Origin of the sequence: Sulfitobacter sediminilitoris, from assembly GCF_010667575.1 — a bacterium.
GTDB classification, from domain to species: domain Bacteria; phylum Pseudomonadota; class Alphaproteobacteria; order Rhodobacterales; family Rhodobacteraceae; genus Sulfitobacter; species Sulfitobacter sediminilitoris.
On the sequence record NZ_JAABNT010000004.1, the window covers coordinates 211,679 to 228,831 of the forward strand.

Here is a 17,153-nt window from a genome sequence, read left to right on the forward strand (position 1 = left end):
TGCAGGGCGGCTCCAAGCCTTTAGACTTTCGGCAATGACCCGCGACGACCTTAACATCTACTGCATAAGCCTTCCCCAAGCGACGCATGTCGTTCAATGGGGGAACTCGGACGTCTACAAGATCGGGGGCAAGGTCTTTGCCATCATCGGCACTGCCGACAGCGGTCCCACGGTCACGTTCAAAGCCTCCGACCTCGCCTTTGAAATTCTGTCAGACAGCCCCGGACTGCGCCCTGCCCCCTACATGGCCTCCCGTGGATTGAAGTGGATACAGCACTTTGCCCAACCCGGCCTGTCAGACGACAGCCTGCGCGATCACATCCGCGCTTCCTACGACATGGTTGCCGCCGCCTTGACCAGGAAAAAGCGAGCCGATCTGGGGATCTGACGCAGGGTCGTGACATTGGCACGCACCGCTCCTATAAGGCGCGCAAATCGACACATCCGCACCCAAGGACGCACCCCATGACCACACTCGTTTTCGGCCACAAATCCCCTGACACCGACAGCACCGGCAGCCCAATCGTCTGGGCGTGGTACCTCAACAACATCAAGGGGATCGAGGCAAAGCCCGTCCTTCTGGGAGAGCCGAACACCGAGGCGCTCTTCGTGCTGGATCAGTGGAACCTCGACAAGCCAGAGATCATGACCGATCTGCCTGCTGATGCGGACGTGGTCATTGTGGACACCAACAACCCAGCCGAACTGCCCGCCAACATCAACGATGCCAATATCACCGGTATCATCGACCATCACCGGCTGGTGGCCGGTCTGGAAACGCGCGGCCCGATCGAGATCGACATTCAACCGCTGGCCTGCACAGCCACGATCATGTGGAAGAAGATCGGCAAGGACTGGGCCCAAGCCCCACGCGAGATCAAGGGTGCCGCCCTGTCCTGCATCCTCTCCGATACGCTGGAATTCCGCAGCCCCACCACCACGCAGGAAGACAAAGCCATCGCCTATTCCATCGCCGAGGAACTGGGCGTGGACATGACGGAGTATGCCGAGCAGATGTTCGCCGCGAAATCCGATGTCTCCTCCTTTTCCGAAGAAGAGCTGCTGCGCATGGACAGCAAGGAATTCGACCTGAACGGAACCGGCCTGCGCGTCTCCGTGTTGGAAACCACCTCACCCGCACCGCTGCTGGATCGCAAGGACGCGCTGATGGCGGCCATGCCGGGCGTCGCTGCCGCCGATGGTGCCGCCGAAGTCCTGCTTTTCATCGTGGATATCCTCAAGGAAGAGGCCACGCTTTTGGTGCCCAACGAGACGGTCAAGAAAATTGCGGAAAAGAGCTTTGACGCGACTGTCAGCGGCGACACTGTTGTTCTGCCGGGCATCATGAGCCGGAAAAAGCAGATCATTCCAAATCTGACGATGTGATCGGCGCCATATCTGCTTTCGGCCATCCTTCGCGCAGCGTCGCCATCGTTCTGAATTTCATGATGACGCCAGTTGCTGGCGCCATTAACCTAGTTTGCGTGCAGCAAGAACGCCAAAGAGGCCTGATCAGAACGCAGCCATGCAGAATACTAACCAAGAACACTGGGACAGTGTCTACGCTGAGAAAGACGAGGTCCAGCTAAGCTGGCATAAGGACGACCCCTCAGTCTCGCTTGAATTGGCGGCTCTCGCAGGCGTGTCCCCTTCTTCGTCTGTCATCGATATCGGCGGTGGCAGATCACGTTTCGCGGCTTGTCTTTCCGCGAAAGGCTTTACCGACATCTCAGTCCTCGACATATCGCCCGTCGCGCTTGAAAAGGCACGCCGCGCGTTTGGCGATACCGGTGCCTCCATTAACTTTTTGGCCGCTGACGTGACACCTTGGACACCAGCAAGCACCTTTGACCTTTGGCATGACCGGGCGGTTTTCCATTTTATGGTCACCTCAGAGGACCAGACTGCATACATCGACAGGATGACCAAGGCGATCAAGACTGGTGGACACGCCATCATTGGGACATTCGCCCTTGATGGCCCTGAGAAATGTAGCGGTTTGCCAGTTGTGCGATACAGCCCCCAAAGCCTGAGCGAGCGCCTAGGGGGTGAGTTCACACGTGTCGCAGCGCGACAGATCAAGCATGAAACACCTTGGGGAAGCGTCCAGTCCTTCCAATTTTGTCTGTTTCGCAAGGTGGGCTGAGCAGACAAGGCCGAACATCCGACGGCGCGTCTCCGGCCCCATTCGATCACACCCGCAACAGGCAAACACCAGGGAACCGCGATTGACCGGAGCGCCGGCTGTTCCATCTTGTCTCCCGATCCCCTAAGCCTGCCCGAAACAGCCGGAGCGCCACATGACCCAGATTATCGAATCCCTGTCCGAGATTTCAGACCGCTATGACGCGCTTTTCGTCGATCTCTGGGGCTGCGTGCATAACGGGGTCAAGGCACTGCCCGGCGCGGTTTCTGCCCTCCAACAGTACCGCAAGGGCGGCGGCAAGGTGATCCTTGTCACCAACGCGCCCCGCCCTCACGCAAGCGTGCAAAGGCAACTCACCCGGTTCAATGTTCCCGAAGATAGCTGGGACGCCATTGCGACCTCTGGCGATTCCGCCCGTGCGGCCATGTTCCGGGGCACCGTCGGCAGCAAGGTCTGGTTCATCGGTCAGCCTCACGACCAGAATTTCTTTGAACCCCTCCAACTGATCGAAGACCCGGTTGACATCACACAGGTGCCACTCGACGAGGCCGAAGGCATCGTCTGCACTGGCCCTGAAGATCCACTTGCAGATCCGGACGTCATGCGGCCACAGTTCCTCTATGCCAAGCAGAAGGGATTGAAACTGCTCTGCGCCAACCCCGATATCGTAGTGGACCGGGGCGAAACACGCGAATGGTGCGCGGGCGCGCTGGCCAAACTCTACACCGAGATGGGCGGCGAGAGCCTGTACTTCGGCAAACCCCACCCCCCGATATACGATCTGGCTCGACGCAGGCTTTTTGCTCAAGGGTCGGACGTGCCGGATGACCGCATCCTATGCATCGGTGACGGCGTTCTGACGGACATAAAAGGCGCGATGGGCGAGGATATTGATTCTCTATTCATCTCAGGTGGCCTTGCTGCGTCTGAGACAAAAACGAACCATCAACCTGATCCAGATACCTTAAGTGACTATCTGGAAAGGGAAATGTCATCTCCAACCTACACAATTGGTTTCCTCCGCTAGTCATTTTTTGCTTGCCTTTCTGCGCTTGCGAAGTAATTAAGTTACAACTTTCGCATGCTAGACAGCATTTTATTGCTCAGAGGATGAATCATGTTGGACAACCTACCCCGCGGCACGATCTGCATCGAAGACATCGAAATCGGCATGTCACGCTATCTGCAAAAGGTAGTGACGGATGAGGATATCGAGATGTTTGCCCAGATCTCGACCGATCATAATCCTGTCCATCTCGATGATGATTATGCGCAGGACACGATCTTTCAGGGCCGTATCGCGCATGGCATGCTGACCGCTGGTCTGATCTCGGCCGTGATTGGTGAACAACTGCCCGGCCACGGCACCGTTTACATGGGCCAGTCGCTCAAGTTTCTGGCCCCCGTGCGACCCGGCGATTTGGTCTATGCCGAAGTGAAAGTGACTGACATCGAATTCTCCAAGCGACGGGTGAAGATGGATTGCCATTGTTCCGTTGACGGCAAGAAAGTCCTGATCGGCGAGGCCACGGTGCTGGCCCCCTCGCGCAAGTTCGACTGATCCTTTTGAATTCCAGGCAAAGCGCGCGGTCTCTGGATCGCGCGCTTTTATTCTGATGCGACTGCCGCACGTTCGGTTCTTGTCTCTGCTTGCATCGCCCGCTACGCAAGGGCCATGCTGATTATCCGGGATTACCAGTTTGTAAGTGCAGAAGATCGCGGTGCAACCGCCGCGATTGGCAACTTTGATGGCGTTCATCAGGGCCACCTGTCTGTCATCGAACTGGCCCGTTCAGCCGCACCCGATGCACCGCTTGGCGTGGTCACGTTTGAACCGCACCCGCGCGAATTCTTTGCGCCTGAAGCCCCACCCTTTCGATTAATGGGCCCAGAGGCGCGCGCGCACCGCCTGGAGAAAGTCGGCGTCAAGAAACTCTATGAGTTGAGTTTTAACAAAGGCCTCGCCTCTCTGACGCCCGAAGAATTCGCCCGCGATGTCATCAAAGACGGGCTTGGCTTGCGCCACGTCGTTGTTGGTGCAGATTTTTGTTTCGGCAAGAACCGCGCCGGAACCGCTGCAGACCTTCAGTCTTTTGGCAAGACTTACGGATTTGGCGTCACCATCGCACCCCTGATGGAAAAAGGCGCGCAAACCGTGTCCTCGACCGCCATCCGCGCTGCATTGAGTGCGGGCAATCCACGTCTGGCCGCAGAAATGCTCGGCCACTGGCACCGTATCGATGGCCCAGTCATCACCGGAGAGCAACGCGGTCGCGAACTAGGCTATCCGACAGCAAACATGTCCATCGACGGGCTGCACCAGCCCGCGTTCGGTGTCTACGCGGTGTTGGTGGATGTTTTGGACGGACCCCACAAAGGAAGCTATCATGGTGTAGCAAGCCTTGGCGTGCGGCCCATGTTCGGCGAGAACAAAGCAAATCTTGAGACATTCATCTTTGATTTCAAAGGCGACCTGTACGGTGCCAATCTCTCCGTGGCGCTGATTGAGCATCTGCGCGGAGAAGAAAAGTTCGACAGCCTTGAAGCGCTAATCAGCCAAATGGATGCCGACAGCGCAAAAGCCCGGACAGTATTGGCAAACCTATGATCGATCCGATTTCACGCGGCGGCCTTAGCCCACGGTTTTGGGAAAAAAAGCCGCTGTCAAAGATGTCGCCCAAGGAATGGGAAGCTCTTTGCGATGGCTGCGGCAAATGCTGTCTGAATAAACTCGAAGACGAGGACACCGAAGAAGTCGTTCTCACACGCGTAGCCTGTCGCCTTCTGGATGATACGACCTGCCGCTGCACACACTACGAAAACCGTCACCAGTTTGTCCCGGACTGCATTGTGCTGAAGCCAGACAACCTTGACAGCCACGCCTATTGGATGCCGCAAACCTGCGCGTACCGGTTGCTGTGGCAGGGAAAAGACCTTCCGGACTGGCACCCCCTCATCACTGGGACCCCTGAAAGCGTGCATGACGCGGGCATCTCGGTTTGCGGTCAAACGGTCTCGGAATTCGACACCCCATTCGAGGAATGGGAAGACTACATCATTGAGGAGCCCGTGTGATGTTTTTTGCTTCTGACAATTCCGGCCCCGCGCATCCATCCGTCATGAACCGGGTGGTCGCCGCCAACACCGGTCACCAGATGGCCTATGGCAATGACACGATCATGGATGAGGTGCGCACGCGCATCCGCGAGGTCTTTGAAGCTCCCGAAGCGGCCGTCTACCTGGTGGCGACAGGCACAGCCGCCAATGTTCTGGCGTTGGCCTGTTATGTGCAGCCATGGCAAACCATCTATTGCTCCAAGGTTGCGCATATCGAAGTTGACGAGTGCAATGCGCCGGAATTCTACAGCGGTGGTGCAAAGCTGAAACTGATCGATACCGACAACAAAATGATGCCTGACGCACTGGAGGCGGCCATTCAGGGCACGCCGCGCGGTGATGTCCACTCAGCCCAACCGGGGGCGGTGTCGATCACACAGGTGACTGAACGCGGCTCGGTCCATTCACTCGAAGAGTTGCGCAACCTGACAGCCGTCGCCAAGCGACACGATCTCCCTGTTCACCTCGACGGCGCACGCTTTGCCAACGCAATGGTAGCCTTGGGTTGTTCAGCGGCTGACATGTCTTGGAAGTCAGGTGTGGACGTTGTCAGCTTTGGCGGCACCAAGAACGGATGCATGGGGGTCGAGGCCGTCGTTTTCTTTGATCCGGCCAAGGCGTGGGAGTTCGAGTTGCGCCGCAAGCGGGGCGCGCATCTGTTCTCGAAGCACCGCTTTCTGTCAGCGCAGATGGCTGGCTACCTTGAGGATGACACCTTCATCCAGATTGCCCGGCAGGCGAATGAGAATGCCACATATCTGGCCGCAGGGTTGAAGGCGGCCGGGGCAACGTTCCTGCATGAACCACAAGCGAACATGCTTTTCGTCAGCTTCCCGCGCCGGGTCCACCGGACTCTTGCGGCGGCTGGTGCACGCTATGAACGTCACGGCGGTATGGAAGGGCCGGACGACACACTGATCTCATCCCGACTGGTCTGCGACTGGTCAATCGGGCGCGATCAAATCGACACCTTTCTGAGCCATTTCCAAGTCCCCTAGACGCATCAACCTCAACCAAGTTGACGGTCCCTTTGATCAGCTCCGCGCCAGCAAATCGCGCAGGACTTCCGCAACCGCGTCGGGATGGGAAATCGGGGCCATATGCCCTGCCCCTGCGATCACAGATTGCACCGCATTCGGCATTCGGGCTGTCAGACCGTCGTTCTTCGCGCTGATCGCCGGGTGCGCATGTTCGCCACGCATGACAACAGTTGGAATCGTGCAGGCATCCAGTGCTCCGGGTTCAAGCAAACCAGCGGTATCATCGTACAAGAAGGCATGCGTGTCCGGCACAACATGAATGGCGCGTACCATCGCCGCACGATTACGCTCGGGCATATCATCCCATTTCGGGGCCTCCGCACTCCACATGCGGTTAAACGTGCGTGCGGCTGTCTCGCGGTCTCCCACGTCTATCGCATCGCGAAAGGGCTTCGCGTCAACGTCATGTTGCGCCAAGGTTTCCGGCGCGTCCTGCATTGCGACGGCGAAAAAGACCGGCTCGATCACCGTCAGACTGCGCACCCGTTAAGGATGGGCCACGGCCAGCCGCAGAGCGGTCACCGCGCCGAAGGAATGGCCAATCACATCCATCGGCGTCTCGTCCATTACAGCGAGCGTCCCGGCATAGACCGTATCGCTGAAATCGCTCACCTCGTCCCAATCGGCGCTCCGGCCGTGGCTGGGCATGTCAGGCGCAAGCATGGTCAGTTCCGGCAACGCGTTGGAAAGCCCCTTCCACGCGCCACCAAATGCCATCGTGCAATGCAGCGCCAATGCGCGCCTGTCGCCCTTGCCCAGCGTCATCACATTGGGGTTAAACCCCCTTTGTGGCCTCACAATTCACCCGCCAGATACAGATCGATGTCGGCGATCCGGTCCTGCCCCCAGAACCGCTGATCATCGACGAAATAGAAGGGCGCACCAAAGACGCCGCGCTCGACCGCCTCTTCAAGATTGGCCGCATAGGTTTCCGCACCGATCAGCAAACCGCTGTCCGCCAAACCCGGATCGAACCCGGCTTCCTCAAGACACGCGCGGATCACGTCATCCTGCGCAATATCTTTCTCGTCAGCCCAGACGGAGCGAAAGATGGCATGCGCCAGCTTGCCCAGGTCCCCGCCACCGGCGTTCTGCGCGGCAATGAACGCATAGGCCGCAGGGGCCCCATTGGTGGGCCAATGTGCAGGCTGAAGGTTGAACTTCATACCCAGTTTCCTTGCCTGCCGGGGAAGTTCCTGTGCGCGGTATTCCTGCCGGCTGGGATGGCGGTCCTTGGGTGGCGTGCCCCCCGTGCGCGAGAATGCAGCAATGATGTCGAAGGGTTTGTAGTTGATGGTCGCACCATGCTTGGCGGCGACTTCCTCCAACCGTAACCCGGCCAGGTAGCAATACGGCGATAGTGTCGCGAAAAAGTAGTCGATCTGGGCCATTTGGACCTCCCTGTCTTTGCCGCACCGTAGACCCGTGTTAAGCGAGGTTCAACGTCACGAATCTGTCATATACCGCTGCCACGGAGCCTCCCCCATGCCGCAAACATCCGAGCCGAAGCTGATCTCCGGCAACGCCAACATGCCCTTGGCCAAAGCAATCGCCCGGCGCATGTCGCTGCATCGGGGCGTCAACGTCGGGTTGGTAGACACGCGGGTCGAACGGTTCAACGATGGCGAAATCTTTGTCGAGGTGTTCGAGAACGTGCGCGGTGAGGATATGTTCATCATCCAATCCACGTCGAACCCCGCGAACGACAATCTGATGGAACTGCTGATCATGGCCGACGCATTGCGTCGGTCTTCTGCATCACGGGTTACTGCAGTGCTGCCCTACTTCGGCTACGCACGTCAGGACCGCCGCACCAAGGCACGCACGCCGATCACGGCCAAGCTGGTTGCCAACATGCTGGTGGGCACCGGGATCGAGCGGGTTCTGACGATGGACCTGCACGCTGCACAAATTCAGGGTTTCTTCGATATCCCCGTGGATAACCTTTATGCCTCCCCCGTCTTCGCGCTGGATATCAAGAGCCATTTCAAGGACCGGATGGGCGACCTTATGGTTGTCTCTCCCGACGTCGGTGGCGTGGCCCGCGCTCGCGAACTGGCGAAACGGATCAACTCGCCCCTGGCGATCGTGGACAAGCGCCGCGAAAAGCCGGGCGAAGTCGCCGAAATGACCGTGATCGGGGACGTGACGGACAAGACCTGTCTGATCGTCGACGACATCTGCGATACGGCAGGCACGCTGTGCAAGGCGGCCGAAGTCTTGCTGGAAAACGGCGCGAAGGAAGTTCACTCCTACATCACGCACGGCGTCATGTCTGGCCCCGCAGTGGACCGGGTTACAAAGTCCGTGATGAAATCGCTGGTGATCACAGACAGCATCGCCCCCACTGACGCGATCAAGAATGCGCCAAACATTCGTATCGTGCCGACCGCGCCGATGTTTGCGCAGGCAATCCTGAACATCTGGAACGGGACAAGCGTGTCGTCGCTATTTGAAGCAGACACGCTTGAGCCGATTTACGATGGGATGTATCGCGTTTCGTAAGGTCGGCTGTGCGGACAAAGCGACGCTTTGCCGATCACCTGTGATCAACCAAACAAGACGCAGCAAGTCAGCTAGAGCAAGGAATAGATTGTGGCCGAAATACCAATCAGGTCATTCATTGCATCGCTCGTCGCTGTTCGAGAAACTCAAGTACGGCATGAGGTTCTACTACTAAAGCGAACACAGACTTTGTTAGGTGAGTGGTGTCAGGTCGCGGGTAGCATTGAGGAGGGTGAAACAGCTTGGCAAACAGCTTTACGTGAACTCGATGAAGAGACTGGTTTAAAGCCTTACGCTTTGTATTCGGCTGATACCTGCGAGCAATTCTACGAAGCGGATCGTGATGCGATAACCATTGCTCCAGTCTTTGTCGCGTTCATCGACAACACCGCCGAGGTCTTACTCAATCATGAGCACAGCGCATTTCGGTGGGTCAGTTTTGAGGAAGCTGCCGAACTCGTAGCATTTGGCGGTCAGCGACGTGTCCTTCGCTGGATTGAAGAAGAATTCATCGAAAGAACTCCAAGCAAACACCTCTTGATTGACTTCAGTTAAGGTTGGCGACCCTTTTAAGTTTGGGCTCCAACCAGACGCTCAACCACGAGTTCACCCTCTCTACAGTACATCCCAATCATCCAGTTCGGACATTTCGCCGATTGCCATCCATGCAATCCGTATCCGTGCAACGCGGGTGTCACCCCACGTGCGAAACACCATGTCAAAGCCAGACTTGGTCACAGACTCAGCAGCGATGTCCGCCCGCATGATCGTCGTGGCATCCAGATCCCAAAGGGACGGCGATAACTGGACCGTCGGGGGCTTTTTGTACTTCTCCGAAAACTTGATATGACGCCGGCGCTCGCGCTGGCCACGGCCGGTCCACATTTCGCCACCGTCTTCGTAATCCGTAAAAAGGATCACATCGCCACTGTCGACACCCACGGTATGGCTTCTGAGTTTCTGCATGTCAGAGAAAGGCGCCCTTGTTCAATTCGCATAGTGGCTTGGGGAATAGCCGACGCAGCCGCACCAGAAAAGGGGGACCTGCGCAGAAACACAGGGGGATTTGATGTTCTTTCAAAGGTTCGACTTGATCCCGCGGTCGCGACCAAAGGCACGACAATAGCCTGTCCAATCCCGAAATTCCTCGCTCAGGAAGAACGAAGGGCCCTTGGCTTCCCAGTTTTCCGTCTTTGCATCAATCTTATCCCACATGACGTCAGAACTGACCGGGCGACCTTCTGAATGAGACTGTTCAACAGCCGCAGCCGCCCATGTCCGTGCGGCATGCATAAGCTTGTCGGAATTCTCATCTGATTGCACCCATTGCGCCGCATTCTGAAATAGTGCGGCACAGTCCGCCATGCTTTCACTGTAAGGCTGCGCAATAGCCGTCAGAGGCGTCACAAGCGCGGCTGCCAAAACCAGCTTTTTCATCTCTGTTTCTCCCGATTTCACATTCAGGCACAGATCTTATTCGAGACCGCTGTTCGGATTTGGACGTAAAAGAGGCAATTATCGTTCAGGTCCCCTCCAAAGACGAAAGGCCCCGCACACTGCGGGGCCTTTCAAAACTTGCTTGAGATAGGATCAGAGGTTCGGGGACTGTGGGTCCAAACCGATGTGCGTACCCATGGCCACCATGTCCGAAAGCATCTTGGCTGCATCATCCACCGGGCCCGGCTCATTTTCAAAAGCCTCTTTCGCCTGCGCATAGGTATGTTGCGCCTCTTGCATCATCTCGTCGAGATGCGCCTGGGTCATATCACCCTTGGGCAGCGCACGCTCGGCCAGAACGGAAACGCCGTCGCTTCTGATCTCGGCAAAGCCGCCTGTCACGACATAGTCCTCGGTCCCTTCGGGTCCTTCGACCGTCAGAACACCGGGACGCAGAGTGGTGATGGTGGGGGCATGCCCCTCCATCGCCGTCATGTCACCGTCAGCGCCGGGGATCTGGACGGATGTGACCTGCATCGAGGCCAGCCGCCGCTCGGGCGACACCAGATCGAATTGCATCGTGTCTGCCATTGCTCAAGGCTCCCTTAGGCTGCGTCTGCCGCCATCTTTTCGGCTTTCGCCTTCACTTCGTCGATGCCGCCCACCATGTAGAAGGCACCTTCTGGCAGGTGGTCATACTCACCGGCCACGACTGCTTTGAAGGATGCGATCGTGTCTTCCAAAGGCACCTGCACACCGTCAGAACCGGTGAAGACCTTCGCAACGTCGAACGGCTGGCTCAGGAAACGCTCGATCTTGCGCGCACGGGCCACTGCCAGTTTGTCGTCTTCTGACAGTTCGTCCATACCAAGGATCGCGATGATATCCTGAAGCGACTTGTAGCGCTGCAGAACCTGCTGCACGTCGGTCGCAACCTTGTAGTGCTCTTCACCGATGATCAGCGGATCAAGCAGACGGGAAGTGGAGCCCAGCGGGTCCACGGCAGGATAGATACCCTTTTCCGAGATCGCACGGTCCAGAACGGTTGTCGCGTCGAGGTGCGCAAAGGATGTCGCTGGCGCAGGGTCGGTCAAGTCGTCCGCAGGCACATAAACGGCCTGAACGGAGGTGATCGAACCGTTCTTGGTGGAGGAGATGCGTTCCTGCATCGCGCCCATATCGGTGGCCAGCGTTGGCTGGTAGCCCACGGCGGAGGGGATACGACCCAAGAGAGCGGACACCTCGGAACCGGCCTGTGTGAAGCGGAAGATGTTGTCCACGAAGAACAGAACGTCGGAACCGGATTCGTCGCGGAACTGTTCGGCCAAAGTCAGACCAGACAAAGCAACACGCATACGCGCACCTGGAGGCTCGTTCATCTGGCCGTAGACCAGAGCAATTTTCGAGGACGCCATATCGTCAGGGACGATAACGCCGGATTCGATCATCTCGTGATAGAGGTCGTTGCCCTCACGGGTACGTTCGCCCACGCCCGCGAACACGGACAGACCGGAGTGCACCTTGGCGATGTTGTTGATCAGCTCCATGATCAGAACTGTCTTGCCCACGCCGGCACCACCGAAGAGGCCAATCTTGCCGCCCTTGGTGTAGGGGGCCAGCAGGTCGATCACCTTGATGCCGGTGGTCAGAATCTCGGTCTCGGTCGACTGTTCCGCGAAGGAGGGCGCTTCGCCGTGAATGGCGCGGGTCTCGTCTGTCTCAACAGGGCCCTTTTCGTCCACGGGGTCGCCGGTGACGTTCAGGATGCGGCCCAGTGTAGCCTTGCCGACGGGCACCTGAATTGGGGCGCCGGTGTCGGTGACTTTCGCACCGCGCACCAGACCTTCTGTCGCGTCCATCGCAATCGCGCGGACGGTGTTTTCGCCAAGGTGCTGCGCCACTTCCAGAACCAGTGTCTTGCCCTGGTTCGGTGTGTGAAGAGCGTTCAGGATCTCTGGCAGGTTTTCTTCGAACTGCACGTCAACGACGGCGCCGATGACCTGAGTGATTTTGCCGACTGCATTTGCCATGTCGTTTCTCCGGTTTTGCTTACAGCGCTTCCGCGCCGGAAATGATTTCGATCAGCTCGTTCGTGATGACGGCCTGACGCGAACGGTTGTATTCAATTGTCAGGTTCTCGATCATCTCGCCCGCGTTACGTGTGGCGTTATCCATTGCGGACATCCGTGCGCCCTGCTCAGAGGCTGCGTTTTCAAGCAGACCCGAGAAGATCGCCGTGGCAACGCCACGCGGCAGAAGATCCGCCAGAATGGCTTCTTCGGAAGGCTCGTAGTCGAACAGGGTCGATGCCCCTTCGTCTTCGCCTTTGTCCTCGAACTTGGCCGGGATGATCTGCTGTGCCTGTGGCACCTGGCTGACCACGTTCACGAATTCTGCGTAGAACAGCGTTGCCACGTCAAATTCGCCCGCGTCGAAGCGACCCAAGATGTCTTTGGCAACACCCTGCGCATCAGCATATCCCAGACGCTTAACGTCGGACATATCAACGTGACCGACAAGGTGATTGCTGTAATCCCGCTTGAGCTGGTCACGGCCTTTCTTGCCAACGGTCAGGATCTTCACTGTCTTGCCAGCGGCAAGCAGCTCCTGCGCCTTCACCTTGGCCTTCTTCACGATGTTCGTGTTGAAGCCACCGCACAATCCGCGCTCCGAGGTCATGACAACCAACAGATGCACATCATCCGATCCGGTGCCAGACAGCAGCTTGGGTGCTGAATCCGACCCACCGACCGACGCGGCAAGCCCCGCCATCACGGCATTGAACCGCTCAGCGTAGGGGCGTGCCATTTCGGCAGCTTCCTGCGCGCGGCGAAGTTTCGCCGCGGCAACCATTTGCATGGCCTTTGTGATCTTGCGGGTCGATTTGACCGACGCGATCCTGTTTTTAAGGTCCTTGAGATTTGCCACTGGGCTATCTCCCCTTAAACGTGGTCAGCGGCGTATGAATCGAGCGCTGCTTTGATCTTGTCTTCCAGCTCGTCCTTCACCTTGCGATCGTTGTTGGTGATGTCCTTGAGCAGGTCCGCATGCTTGGAACGCAGGTGGTTCAGCAGGCCTTGCTCCCATGCACCAACCGCAGACACCTCAAGCTTGTCGAGGTAGCCGTGCGTACCTGCGTAGATGACGCAGACGATCTCGGCGTTGGACAGCGGCGAATACTGCGGCTGCTTCATCAGCTCGGTCAGACGGGCACCACGGTTCAGCAGCTGCTGAGTGGCGGCGTCAAGGTCAGAACCGAACTGTGCGAAGGCAGCCATCTCGCGGTACTGGGCAAGCGACAGCTTCACCGGACCGGCGACCGAGGACATCGCCTTGGTCTGGGCCGAGGAGCCCACGCGCGAAACCGACAGACCGGTGTTCACAGCAGGACGGATACCCTGATAGAAAAGTTCGGTCTCAAGGAAGATCTGACCGTCGGTGATCGAAATCACGTTTGTCGGAATAAACGCCGAAACGTCACCACCCTGTGTTTCGATCACGGGCAGCGCTGTCAGCGAACCCGAGCCAAACTCTTCGCTCAGCTTCGCGGAACGCTCAAGCAGGCGGGAGTGCAGATAGAAAACGTCACCAGGATAGGCTTCGCGGCCTGGTGGGCGGCGCAGCAGCAGGGACATCTGACGATAGGAAACCGCCTGCTTGGAAAGGTCATCATAGATGATCAGCGCGTGACGGCCGTTGTCGCGGAAGTACTCGGCCATCGCTGTCGCGGCGTAGGGCGCGAGGAACTGCATCGGCGCTGGCTCAGACGCAGTAGCGGCCACAATGATTGAGTAATCAATGGCACCGGATTCTTCGAGCTTCTTAACCAGCTGCGCAACAGTGGAGCGCTTCTGGCCGATCGCAACGTACACACAGTACATTTTCTTGCTTTCGTCACCGTCAGCGGCCTCGTTCACCTGCTGCTGATTCAGCATCGCGTCAAGCGCAACGGCGGTTTTACCTGTCTGGCGGTCACCAATGATCAACTCTCGCTGACCACGACCGATAGGGATCATCGCATCCACGGACTTCAGGCCGGTTGCCATCGGCTCGTGCACGGACTTGCGGGGGATAATGCCCGGCGCCTTAACATCGGCGATGCCACGCTCTGTTGAATTGATCGGGCCTTTGCCATCAATCGGGTTACCCAGACCGTCAACAACACGACCCAGCAGCGCATCACCGATTGGCACGTCCACGATGGAGTTGGTGCGCTTGACGGTGTCACCTTCTTTGATGTCGCGGTCGTTACCGAAGATAACAACACCAACGTTGTCCGCTTCAAGGTTCAGGGCCATGCCCTGAATACCACCGGGGAATTCGACCATTTCACCGGCCTGAACGTTGTCCAGACCGTAAACGCGGGCAATACCGTCACCGACGGAGAGCACACGGCCAACTTCGGCCACTTCAGCTTCTTGACCGAAATTCTTGATCTGGTCCTTCAGGATCGCAGAAATCTCTGCAGCTTGGATACCCATTTATCCGACCTCTTTCATTGCATTCTGGAGGGAATTGAGCTTCGAGCGGATCGACGTGTCGATCATCTTGGAGCCCACTTTGACGATAAGACCGCCGATGAGAGATTCATCAACGGTCGTTTGAAGCGATACGGTTTTGCCGGTGGTCGCCTTGAGCGACTTGGCAAGCTTGTCTGATTGCGCCTTGGTCAGCGCTTTGGCGGACGTAACCTCTGCGGTGACCTCGCCCTTGTCTTCGGCGATTTTCTCGCGAAGGGTTTTCACCAGTTGCGGCAGCACGAACAGGCGGCGCTTGGAGGCCATCAGTGACAGCGTGTTCGCCATCGTTGGCGACAGCTTCATCTTCTTGGCCAGCGCATCGACGGCGTTGCCCTGCTGCTCACGGGTGTAGATCGGCGAATGGATCAGGTTGCGGAAATCTTCGCTGTCGCTCAATGCGCCCTGCAGGGCGTCTAGATCGGTTTCGATGTCTTTGACCTTCGAGGCCTCTTTGGCCAGTTCAAAAACAGCAGATGCGTAGCGGTGTGCGATGCCGGTGGATATCGAAGCAGTTTCGGACACGTCCATCCTCTCGTTCAGTCAGGCCGGACATACGCGAAGAAGTCGCGTCACCGGATCGTTGGCGCGGCTTGAAATGGTTCAAGACGTCTAAATCAGGGGCCATGTAGCAGAGGGTTTGCCGCACCGCAACACAGTAACGTGCGGTGATGTGACCCCCGACCCCTTTATTTACTGCCGTTAGCGCAAGCGGCCTGCCCCCACATCAAATGTGGCGCTGCGGACCAGATATTCGAAACAATAATCCGATTCTTGCCTCGCTGTCGCCGCGTTTCGCCTCACTGGTGTCAGAATTCTCAGCGAGACAGATAAAAATTGATTCAACCGGCCTGCGCACTGTGGGCTGCCATACGAGGATGAGCATGATGTTCGCCATTGGTTTTCTGTCTCTTTTGTCCGTTGGTTTCGTCGCGATGGCGATGGGAGGCGAGGATGATGTGTCTGACGTCGATCAGACAGAGGACATGCAGGATGACCTTGCGCCCTCCACTCAAGGCGTCGGTCTCGCTGACCCCGGCGCGAACCAATCGCTTGATCTGTCTGATTTCGGTATCGAGGTATCCGAGAACATCGCCGCGGAGGACCTGGTCCGCATAAACGCATTCATTTCCGAGCTTGAGGCCACACCCACCGAAGAAATGGCAAGCCTGATCCAAGAATTCATTGCTGAGCTTGAAGCCTCGCAAGAGGAAGTCGTTGAAGAAGAAGTCAGCGAAGAGAGCACAGAGCAGGAATTTGAAGATACTGCAGAAGACAATGTTGAAGCTGATGCCGAAGAAGCACCCGCGACTTATGAACCCGAGAGCGAAGAAGAAGATGTCCGGCCTCCCATGGGCAATGAATTCCGTGATCCGCTGAAGGTTGCCGAGGAACTTGAACAACAGCGCATTCTTGATGAGTTCGCGGCAGAGGAAGCCCGCCAGCCAGAAAACCTTGTGACGGTGAGCGACAAGGAAGGCGCGGAAATCGCAGATGAATTGGTACTGGCCGAACGGGACGACGACGCACCTGAAACCGACCCGTCCTTCACCGTCACGGCGCCAGACGCTGCAAACTCAATCGAGGTTGGTTTTGATAGCGAGCATACGTTCCAAATTCACCATAATGGTCAGACGACCTCAGTCACAGCTGGTCTCAACAGTGATATCGAAGGCGAAGACGTTCTGCGGACACGCACGATCACAAACGAAGAGGACGAGACCGGCGCGAGCGTACGCACCATCTATTGGACGAAAGAATACGGCACCAGCACTGACATCACGATGGAAGTCGCTCAGGATCATATCGGCACACATGTTGCTCAGATTGATCTGACCAACCCAAATGATGATTTGACGTTCGACTTTGCCTCTGACGTCACGGGCAACCTGCACCTCGTATACGTTGAGAATGAGGAGGGCGGTGAAGGTGAAACAGTAGCGGTCAAACGCGCCTTCGTCATTCAGACTGCAGCGGATGTAAGCAACCTGTCCTCGAGCGACATCGCAGACCTGATTGCCAGCGAAAGCGGTCAGACGGAAGACGGAAGCGTATTGGCAGAAATCTACCTTGGCGAGGATTCACTCCTCATCAATGGTGAACCGGGCAGCGGTGAACCTTACGAGGTGCGGATCAGTAACTTTATCAATGATGAGGCCACCATCACATCCAGCATCGGCTGGTCCTCCATCACCGACCACGACGATGACATCACGGATCAGGGCGCGGAACAGCCGTCAGGTGATGGAATGGGCGGCGGCGAAGAAGACGATATCGCAGAATTGTTCGAGGATTTGGGCCTCAACCCCGGCTTCTTCGGCTTCTGATAGTCAGCCTCTTTGTCTCCAAGAGCCCAGCCGATTAGCCGGGCTCTTACTCGCGACTCGTCCT

21 protein-coding genes are annotated in these 17,153 nt (G+C 57.4%); 11 read left to right on the forward strand and 10 right to left on the reverse strand.

The features are described from left to right. Positions 1 to 34 precede the first annotated feature (34 nt). The 8 genes from GV827_RS08810 (at position 35) to GV827_RS08845 (ending at position 6,261) form a co-directional block, all read left to right on the forward strand. Positions 35 to 388, forward strand: coding sequence for an MmcQ/YjbR family DNA-binding protein (locus GV827_RS08810; RefSeq protein WP_164353420.1), 354 nt, complete (start codon positions 35 to 37; stop codon positions 386 to 388). Between the two features lie 77 nt (positions 389 to 465). Beyond that, a complete protein-coding gene (locus tag GV827_RS08815) occupies positions 466 to 1,386 on the forward strand; it encodes a manganese-dependent inorganic pyrophosphatase (RefSeq protein WP_164353421.1) in 921 nt (306 codons plus the stop codon). A 139-nt stretch (positions 1,387 to 1,525) separates the two neighbouring features. Further along, complete coding sequence (locus tag GV827_RS08820; protein WP_164353422.1) at positions 1,526 to 2,146, forward strand: class I SAM-dependent methyltransferase; 621 nt, start codon at positions 1,526 to 1,528, stop codon at positions 2,144 to 2,146. Between the two features lie 154 nt (positions 2,147 to 2,300). Further along, positions 2,301 to 3,173, forward strand: a complete 873-nt coding sequence (locus GV827_RS08825; protein ID WP_164353423.1) for a TIGR01459 family HAD-type hydrolase — start codon at positions 2,301 to 2,303, stop codon at positions 3,171 to 3,173. Positions 3,174 to 3,263: 90 nt separating this feature from the next. Then, positions 3,264 to 3,707 carry a MaoC family dehydratase gene (locus GV827_RS08830; RefSeq protein ID WP_164353424.1) on the forward strand — a complete coding sequence of 148 codons (444 nt, stop codon included), beginning with the start codon at positions 3,264 to 3,266 and terminating at the stop codon, positions 3,705 to 3,707. A 114-nt stretch (positions 3,708 to 3,821) separates the two neighbouring features. Further along, positions 3,822 to 4,754 (forward strand): bifunctional riboflavin kinase/FAD synthetase, encoded by a 933-nt coding sequence (locus tag GV827_RS08835; protein WP_164353425.1) that lies wholly within the window; start codon positions 3,822 to 3,824, stop codon positions 4,752 to 4,754. After that, a complete protein-coding gene (locus GV827_RS08840; RefSeq protein ID WP_164353426.1) occupies positions 4,751 to 5,221 on the forward strand; it encodes a YcgN family cysteine cluster protein in 471 nt (156 codons plus the stop codon). Before GV827_RS08835 ends, GV827_RS08840 begins: the two co-directional genes overlap by 4 nt. Continuing rightward, complete coding sequence (locus GV827_RS08845) at positions 5,221 to 6,261, forward strand: threonine aldolase family protein (RefSeq protein ID WP_164353427.1); 1,041 nt, start codon at positions 5,221 to 5,223, stop codon at positions 6,259 to 6,261. The genes GV827_RS08840 and GV827_RS08845 overlap by 1 nt, the downstream gene beginning before the upstream one ends. A 36-nt stretch (positions 6,262 to 6,297) precedes the next feature. Here the strand turns inward: GV827_RS08845 and GV827_RS08850 are convergent, their stop codons facing one another. Genes GV827_RS08850 through GV827_RS08860 form a run of 3 tightly spaced genes read right to left on the reverse strand, consistent with a single transcriptional unit; the run spans position 6,298 to position 7,694 of the window. Then, positions 6,298 to 6,786 (reverse strand): alpha/beta fold hydrolase, encoded by a 489-nt coding sequence (locus GV827_RS08850; protein ID WP_164353428.1) that lies wholly within the window; start codon positions 6,784 to 6,786, stop codon positions 6,298 to 6,300. 3 nt (positions 6,787 to 6,789) lie between these two features. Continuing rightward, positions 6,790 to 7,068, reverse strand: coding sequence for an alpha/beta fold hydrolase (locus GV827_RS08855; protein WP_164353429.1), 279 nt, complete (start codon positions 7,066 to 7,068; stop codon positions 6,790 to 6,792). A gap of 29 nt (positions 7,069 to 7,097) precedes the next feature. Beyond that, positions 7,098 to 7,694, reverse strand: a complete 597-nt coding sequence (locus GV827_RS08860) for a 2-hydroxychromene-2-carboxylate isomerase (protein WP_164353430.1) — start codon at positions 7,692 to 7,694, stop codon at positions 7,098 to 7,100. 94 nt (positions 7,695 to 7,788) lie between these two features. Here GV827_RS08860 and GV827_RS08865 point away from each other — a divergent pair, with 94 nt between their 5' ends. Beyond that, entirely contained in the window at positions 7,789 to 8,808 is a 1,020-nt protein-coding gene (locus GV827_RS08865) for a ribose-phosphate pyrophosphokinase (RefSeq protein ID WP_164353431.1), read from the forward strand. 90 nt (positions 8,809 to 8,898) lie between these two features. Beyond that, positions 8,899 to 9,363: an NUDIX hydrolase gene (locus tag GV827_RS08870; protein WP_164353432.1), complete on the forward strand. Its 465-nt coding sequence runs from the start codon at positions 8,899 to 8,901 to the stop codon at positions 9,361 to 9,363. A gap of 60 nt (positions 9,364 to 9,423) precedes the next feature. On the opposite strand, the gene GV827_RS08875 is transcribed toward GV827_RS08870, so the two are convergent. The 7 genes from GV827_RS08875 to GV827_RS08905 form a co-directional block, all read right to left on the reverse strand. Further along, positions 9,424 to 9,774, reverse strand: coding sequence for an H-type lectin domain-containing protein (locus tag GV827_RS08875; RefSeq protein WP_164353433.1), 351 nt, complete (start codon positions 9,772 to 9,774; stop codon positions 9,424 to 9,426). A 111-nt stretch (positions 9,775 to 9,885) separates the two neighbouring features. Beyond that, a complete protein-coding gene (locus tag GV827_RS08880) occupies positions 9,886 to 10,245 on the reverse strand; it encodes a hypothetical protein (RefSeq protein ID WP_164353434.1) in 360 nt (119 codons plus the stop codon). A gap of 153 nt (positions 10,246 to 10,398) precedes the next feature. Next, complete coding sequence (locus GV827_RS08885; RefSeq protein ID WP_164353435.1) at positions 10,399 to 10,836, reverse strand: F0F1 ATP synthase subunit epsilon; 438 nt, start codon at positions 10,834 to 10,836, stop codon at positions 10,399 to 10,401. 14 nt (positions 10,837 to 10,850) lie between these two features. Then, complete coding sequence (gene atpD, locus GV827_RS08890; protein WP_164353436.1) at positions 10,851 to 12,275, reverse strand: F0F1 ATP synthase subunit beta; 1,425 nt, start codon at positions 12,273 to 12,275, stop codon at positions 10,851 to 10,853. Positions 12,276 to 12,294: 19 nt separating this feature from the next. Next, entirely contained in the window at positions 12,295 to 13,173 is an 879-nt protein-coding gene (locus GV827_RS08895; protein WP_164353437.1) for a F0F1 ATP synthase subunit gamma, read from the reverse strand. Positions 13,174 to 13,187: 14 nt separating this feature from the next. After that, a complete protein-coding gene (atpA, locus tag GV827_RS08900; protein WP_164353438.1) occupies positions 13,188 to 14,726 on the reverse strand; it encodes a F0F1 ATP synthase subunit alpha in 1,539 nt (512 codons plus the stop codon). After that, a complete protein-coding gene (locus GV827_RS08905; protein WP_328823131.1) occupies positions 14,727 to 15,287 on the reverse strand; it encodes a F0F1 ATP synthase subunit delta in 561 nt (186 codons plus the stop codon). A 359-nt stretch (positions 15,288 to 15,646) separates the two neighbouring features. Here GV827_RS08905 and GV827_RS08910 point away from each other — a divergent pair, with 359 nt between their 5' ends. Further along, entirely contained in the window at positions 15,647 to 17,089 is a 1,443-nt protein-coding gene (locus GV827_RS08910; RefSeq protein ID WP_204325799.1) for a hypothetical protein, read from the forward strand. Positions 17,090 to 17,153: the final 64 nt, after the last annotated feature.

What these genes read in the sequence shown, in the direction of transcription:
- atpA (WP_164353438.1), bottom strand. Translation starts at nt 14,726, where the DNA reads ATGGGTATCCAAGCTGCAGAGATTTCTGCGATCCTGAAGGACCAGATC.
- GV827_RS08865 (WP_164353431.1), top strand. Translation starts at nt 7,789, where the DNA reads ATGCCGCAAACATCCGAGCCGAAGCTGATCTCCGGCAACGCCAACATG.
- GV827_RS08845 (WP_164353427.1), top strand. Translation starts at nt 5,221, where the DNA reads ATGTTTTTTGCTTCTGACAATTCCGGCCCCGCGCATCCATCCGTCATG.
- GV827_RS08830 (WP_164353424.1), top strand. Translation starts at nt 3,264, where the DNA reads ATGTTGGACAACCTACCCCGCGGCACGATCTGCATCGAAGACATCGAA.
- GV827_RS08860 (WP_164353430.1), bottom strand. Translation starts at nt 7,694, where the DNA reads ATGGCCCAGATCGACTACTTTTTCGCGACACTATCGCCGTATTGCTAC.
- GV827_RS08840 (WP_164353426.1), top strand. Translation starts at nt 4,751, where the DNA reads ATGATCGATCCGATTTCACGCGGCGGCCTTAGCCCACGGTTTTGGGAA.
- GV827_RS08810 (WP_164353420.1), top strand. Translation starts at nt 35, where the DNA reads ATGACCCGCGACGACCTTAACATCTACTGCATAAGCCTTCCCCAAGCG.
- atpD (WP_164353436.1), bottom strand. Translation starts at nt 12,275, where the DNA reads ATGGCAAATGCAGTCGGCAAAATCACTCAGGTCATCGGCGCCGTCGTT.
- GV827_RS08910 (WP_204325799.1), top strand. Translation starts at nt 15,647, where the DNA reads ATGATGTTCGCCATTGGTTTTCTGTCTCTTTTGTCCGTTGGTTTCGTC.
- GV827_RS08855 (WP_164353429.1), bottom strand. Translation starts at nt 7,068, where the DNA reads ATGACGCTGGGCAAGGGCGACAGGCGCGCATTGGCGCTGCATTGCACG.
- GV827_RS08880 (WP_164353434.1), bottom strand. Translation starts at nt 10,245, where the DNA reads ATGAAAAAGCTGGTTTTGGCAGCCGCGCTTGTGACGCCTCTGACGGCT.
- GV827_RS08875 (WP_164353433.1), bottom strand. Translation starts at nt 9,774, where the DNA reads ATGCAGAAACTCAGAAGCCATACCGTGGGTGTCGACAGTGGCGATGTG.
- GV827_RS08820 (WP_164353422.1), top strand. Translation starts at nt 1,526, where the DNA reads ATGCAGAATACTAACCAAGAACACTGGGACAGTGTCTACGCTGAGAAA.
- GV827_RS08815 (WP_164353421.1), top strand. Translation starts at nt 466, where the DNA reads ATGACCACACTCGTTTTCGGCCACAAATCCCCTGACACCGACAGCACC.
- GV827_RS08885 (WP_164353435.1), bottom strand. Translation starts at nt 10,836, where the DNA reads ATGGCAGACACGATGCAATTCGATCTGGTGTCGCCCGAGCGGCGGCTG.
- GV827_RS08825 (WP_164353423.1), top strand. Translation starts at nt 2,301, where the DNA reads ATGACCCAGATTATCGAATCCCTGTCCGAGATTTCAGACCGCTATGAC.
- GV827_RS08835 (WP_164353425.1), top strand. Translation starts at nt 3,822, where the DNA reads ATGCTGATTATCCGGGATTACCAGTTTGTAAGTGCAGAAGATCGCGGT.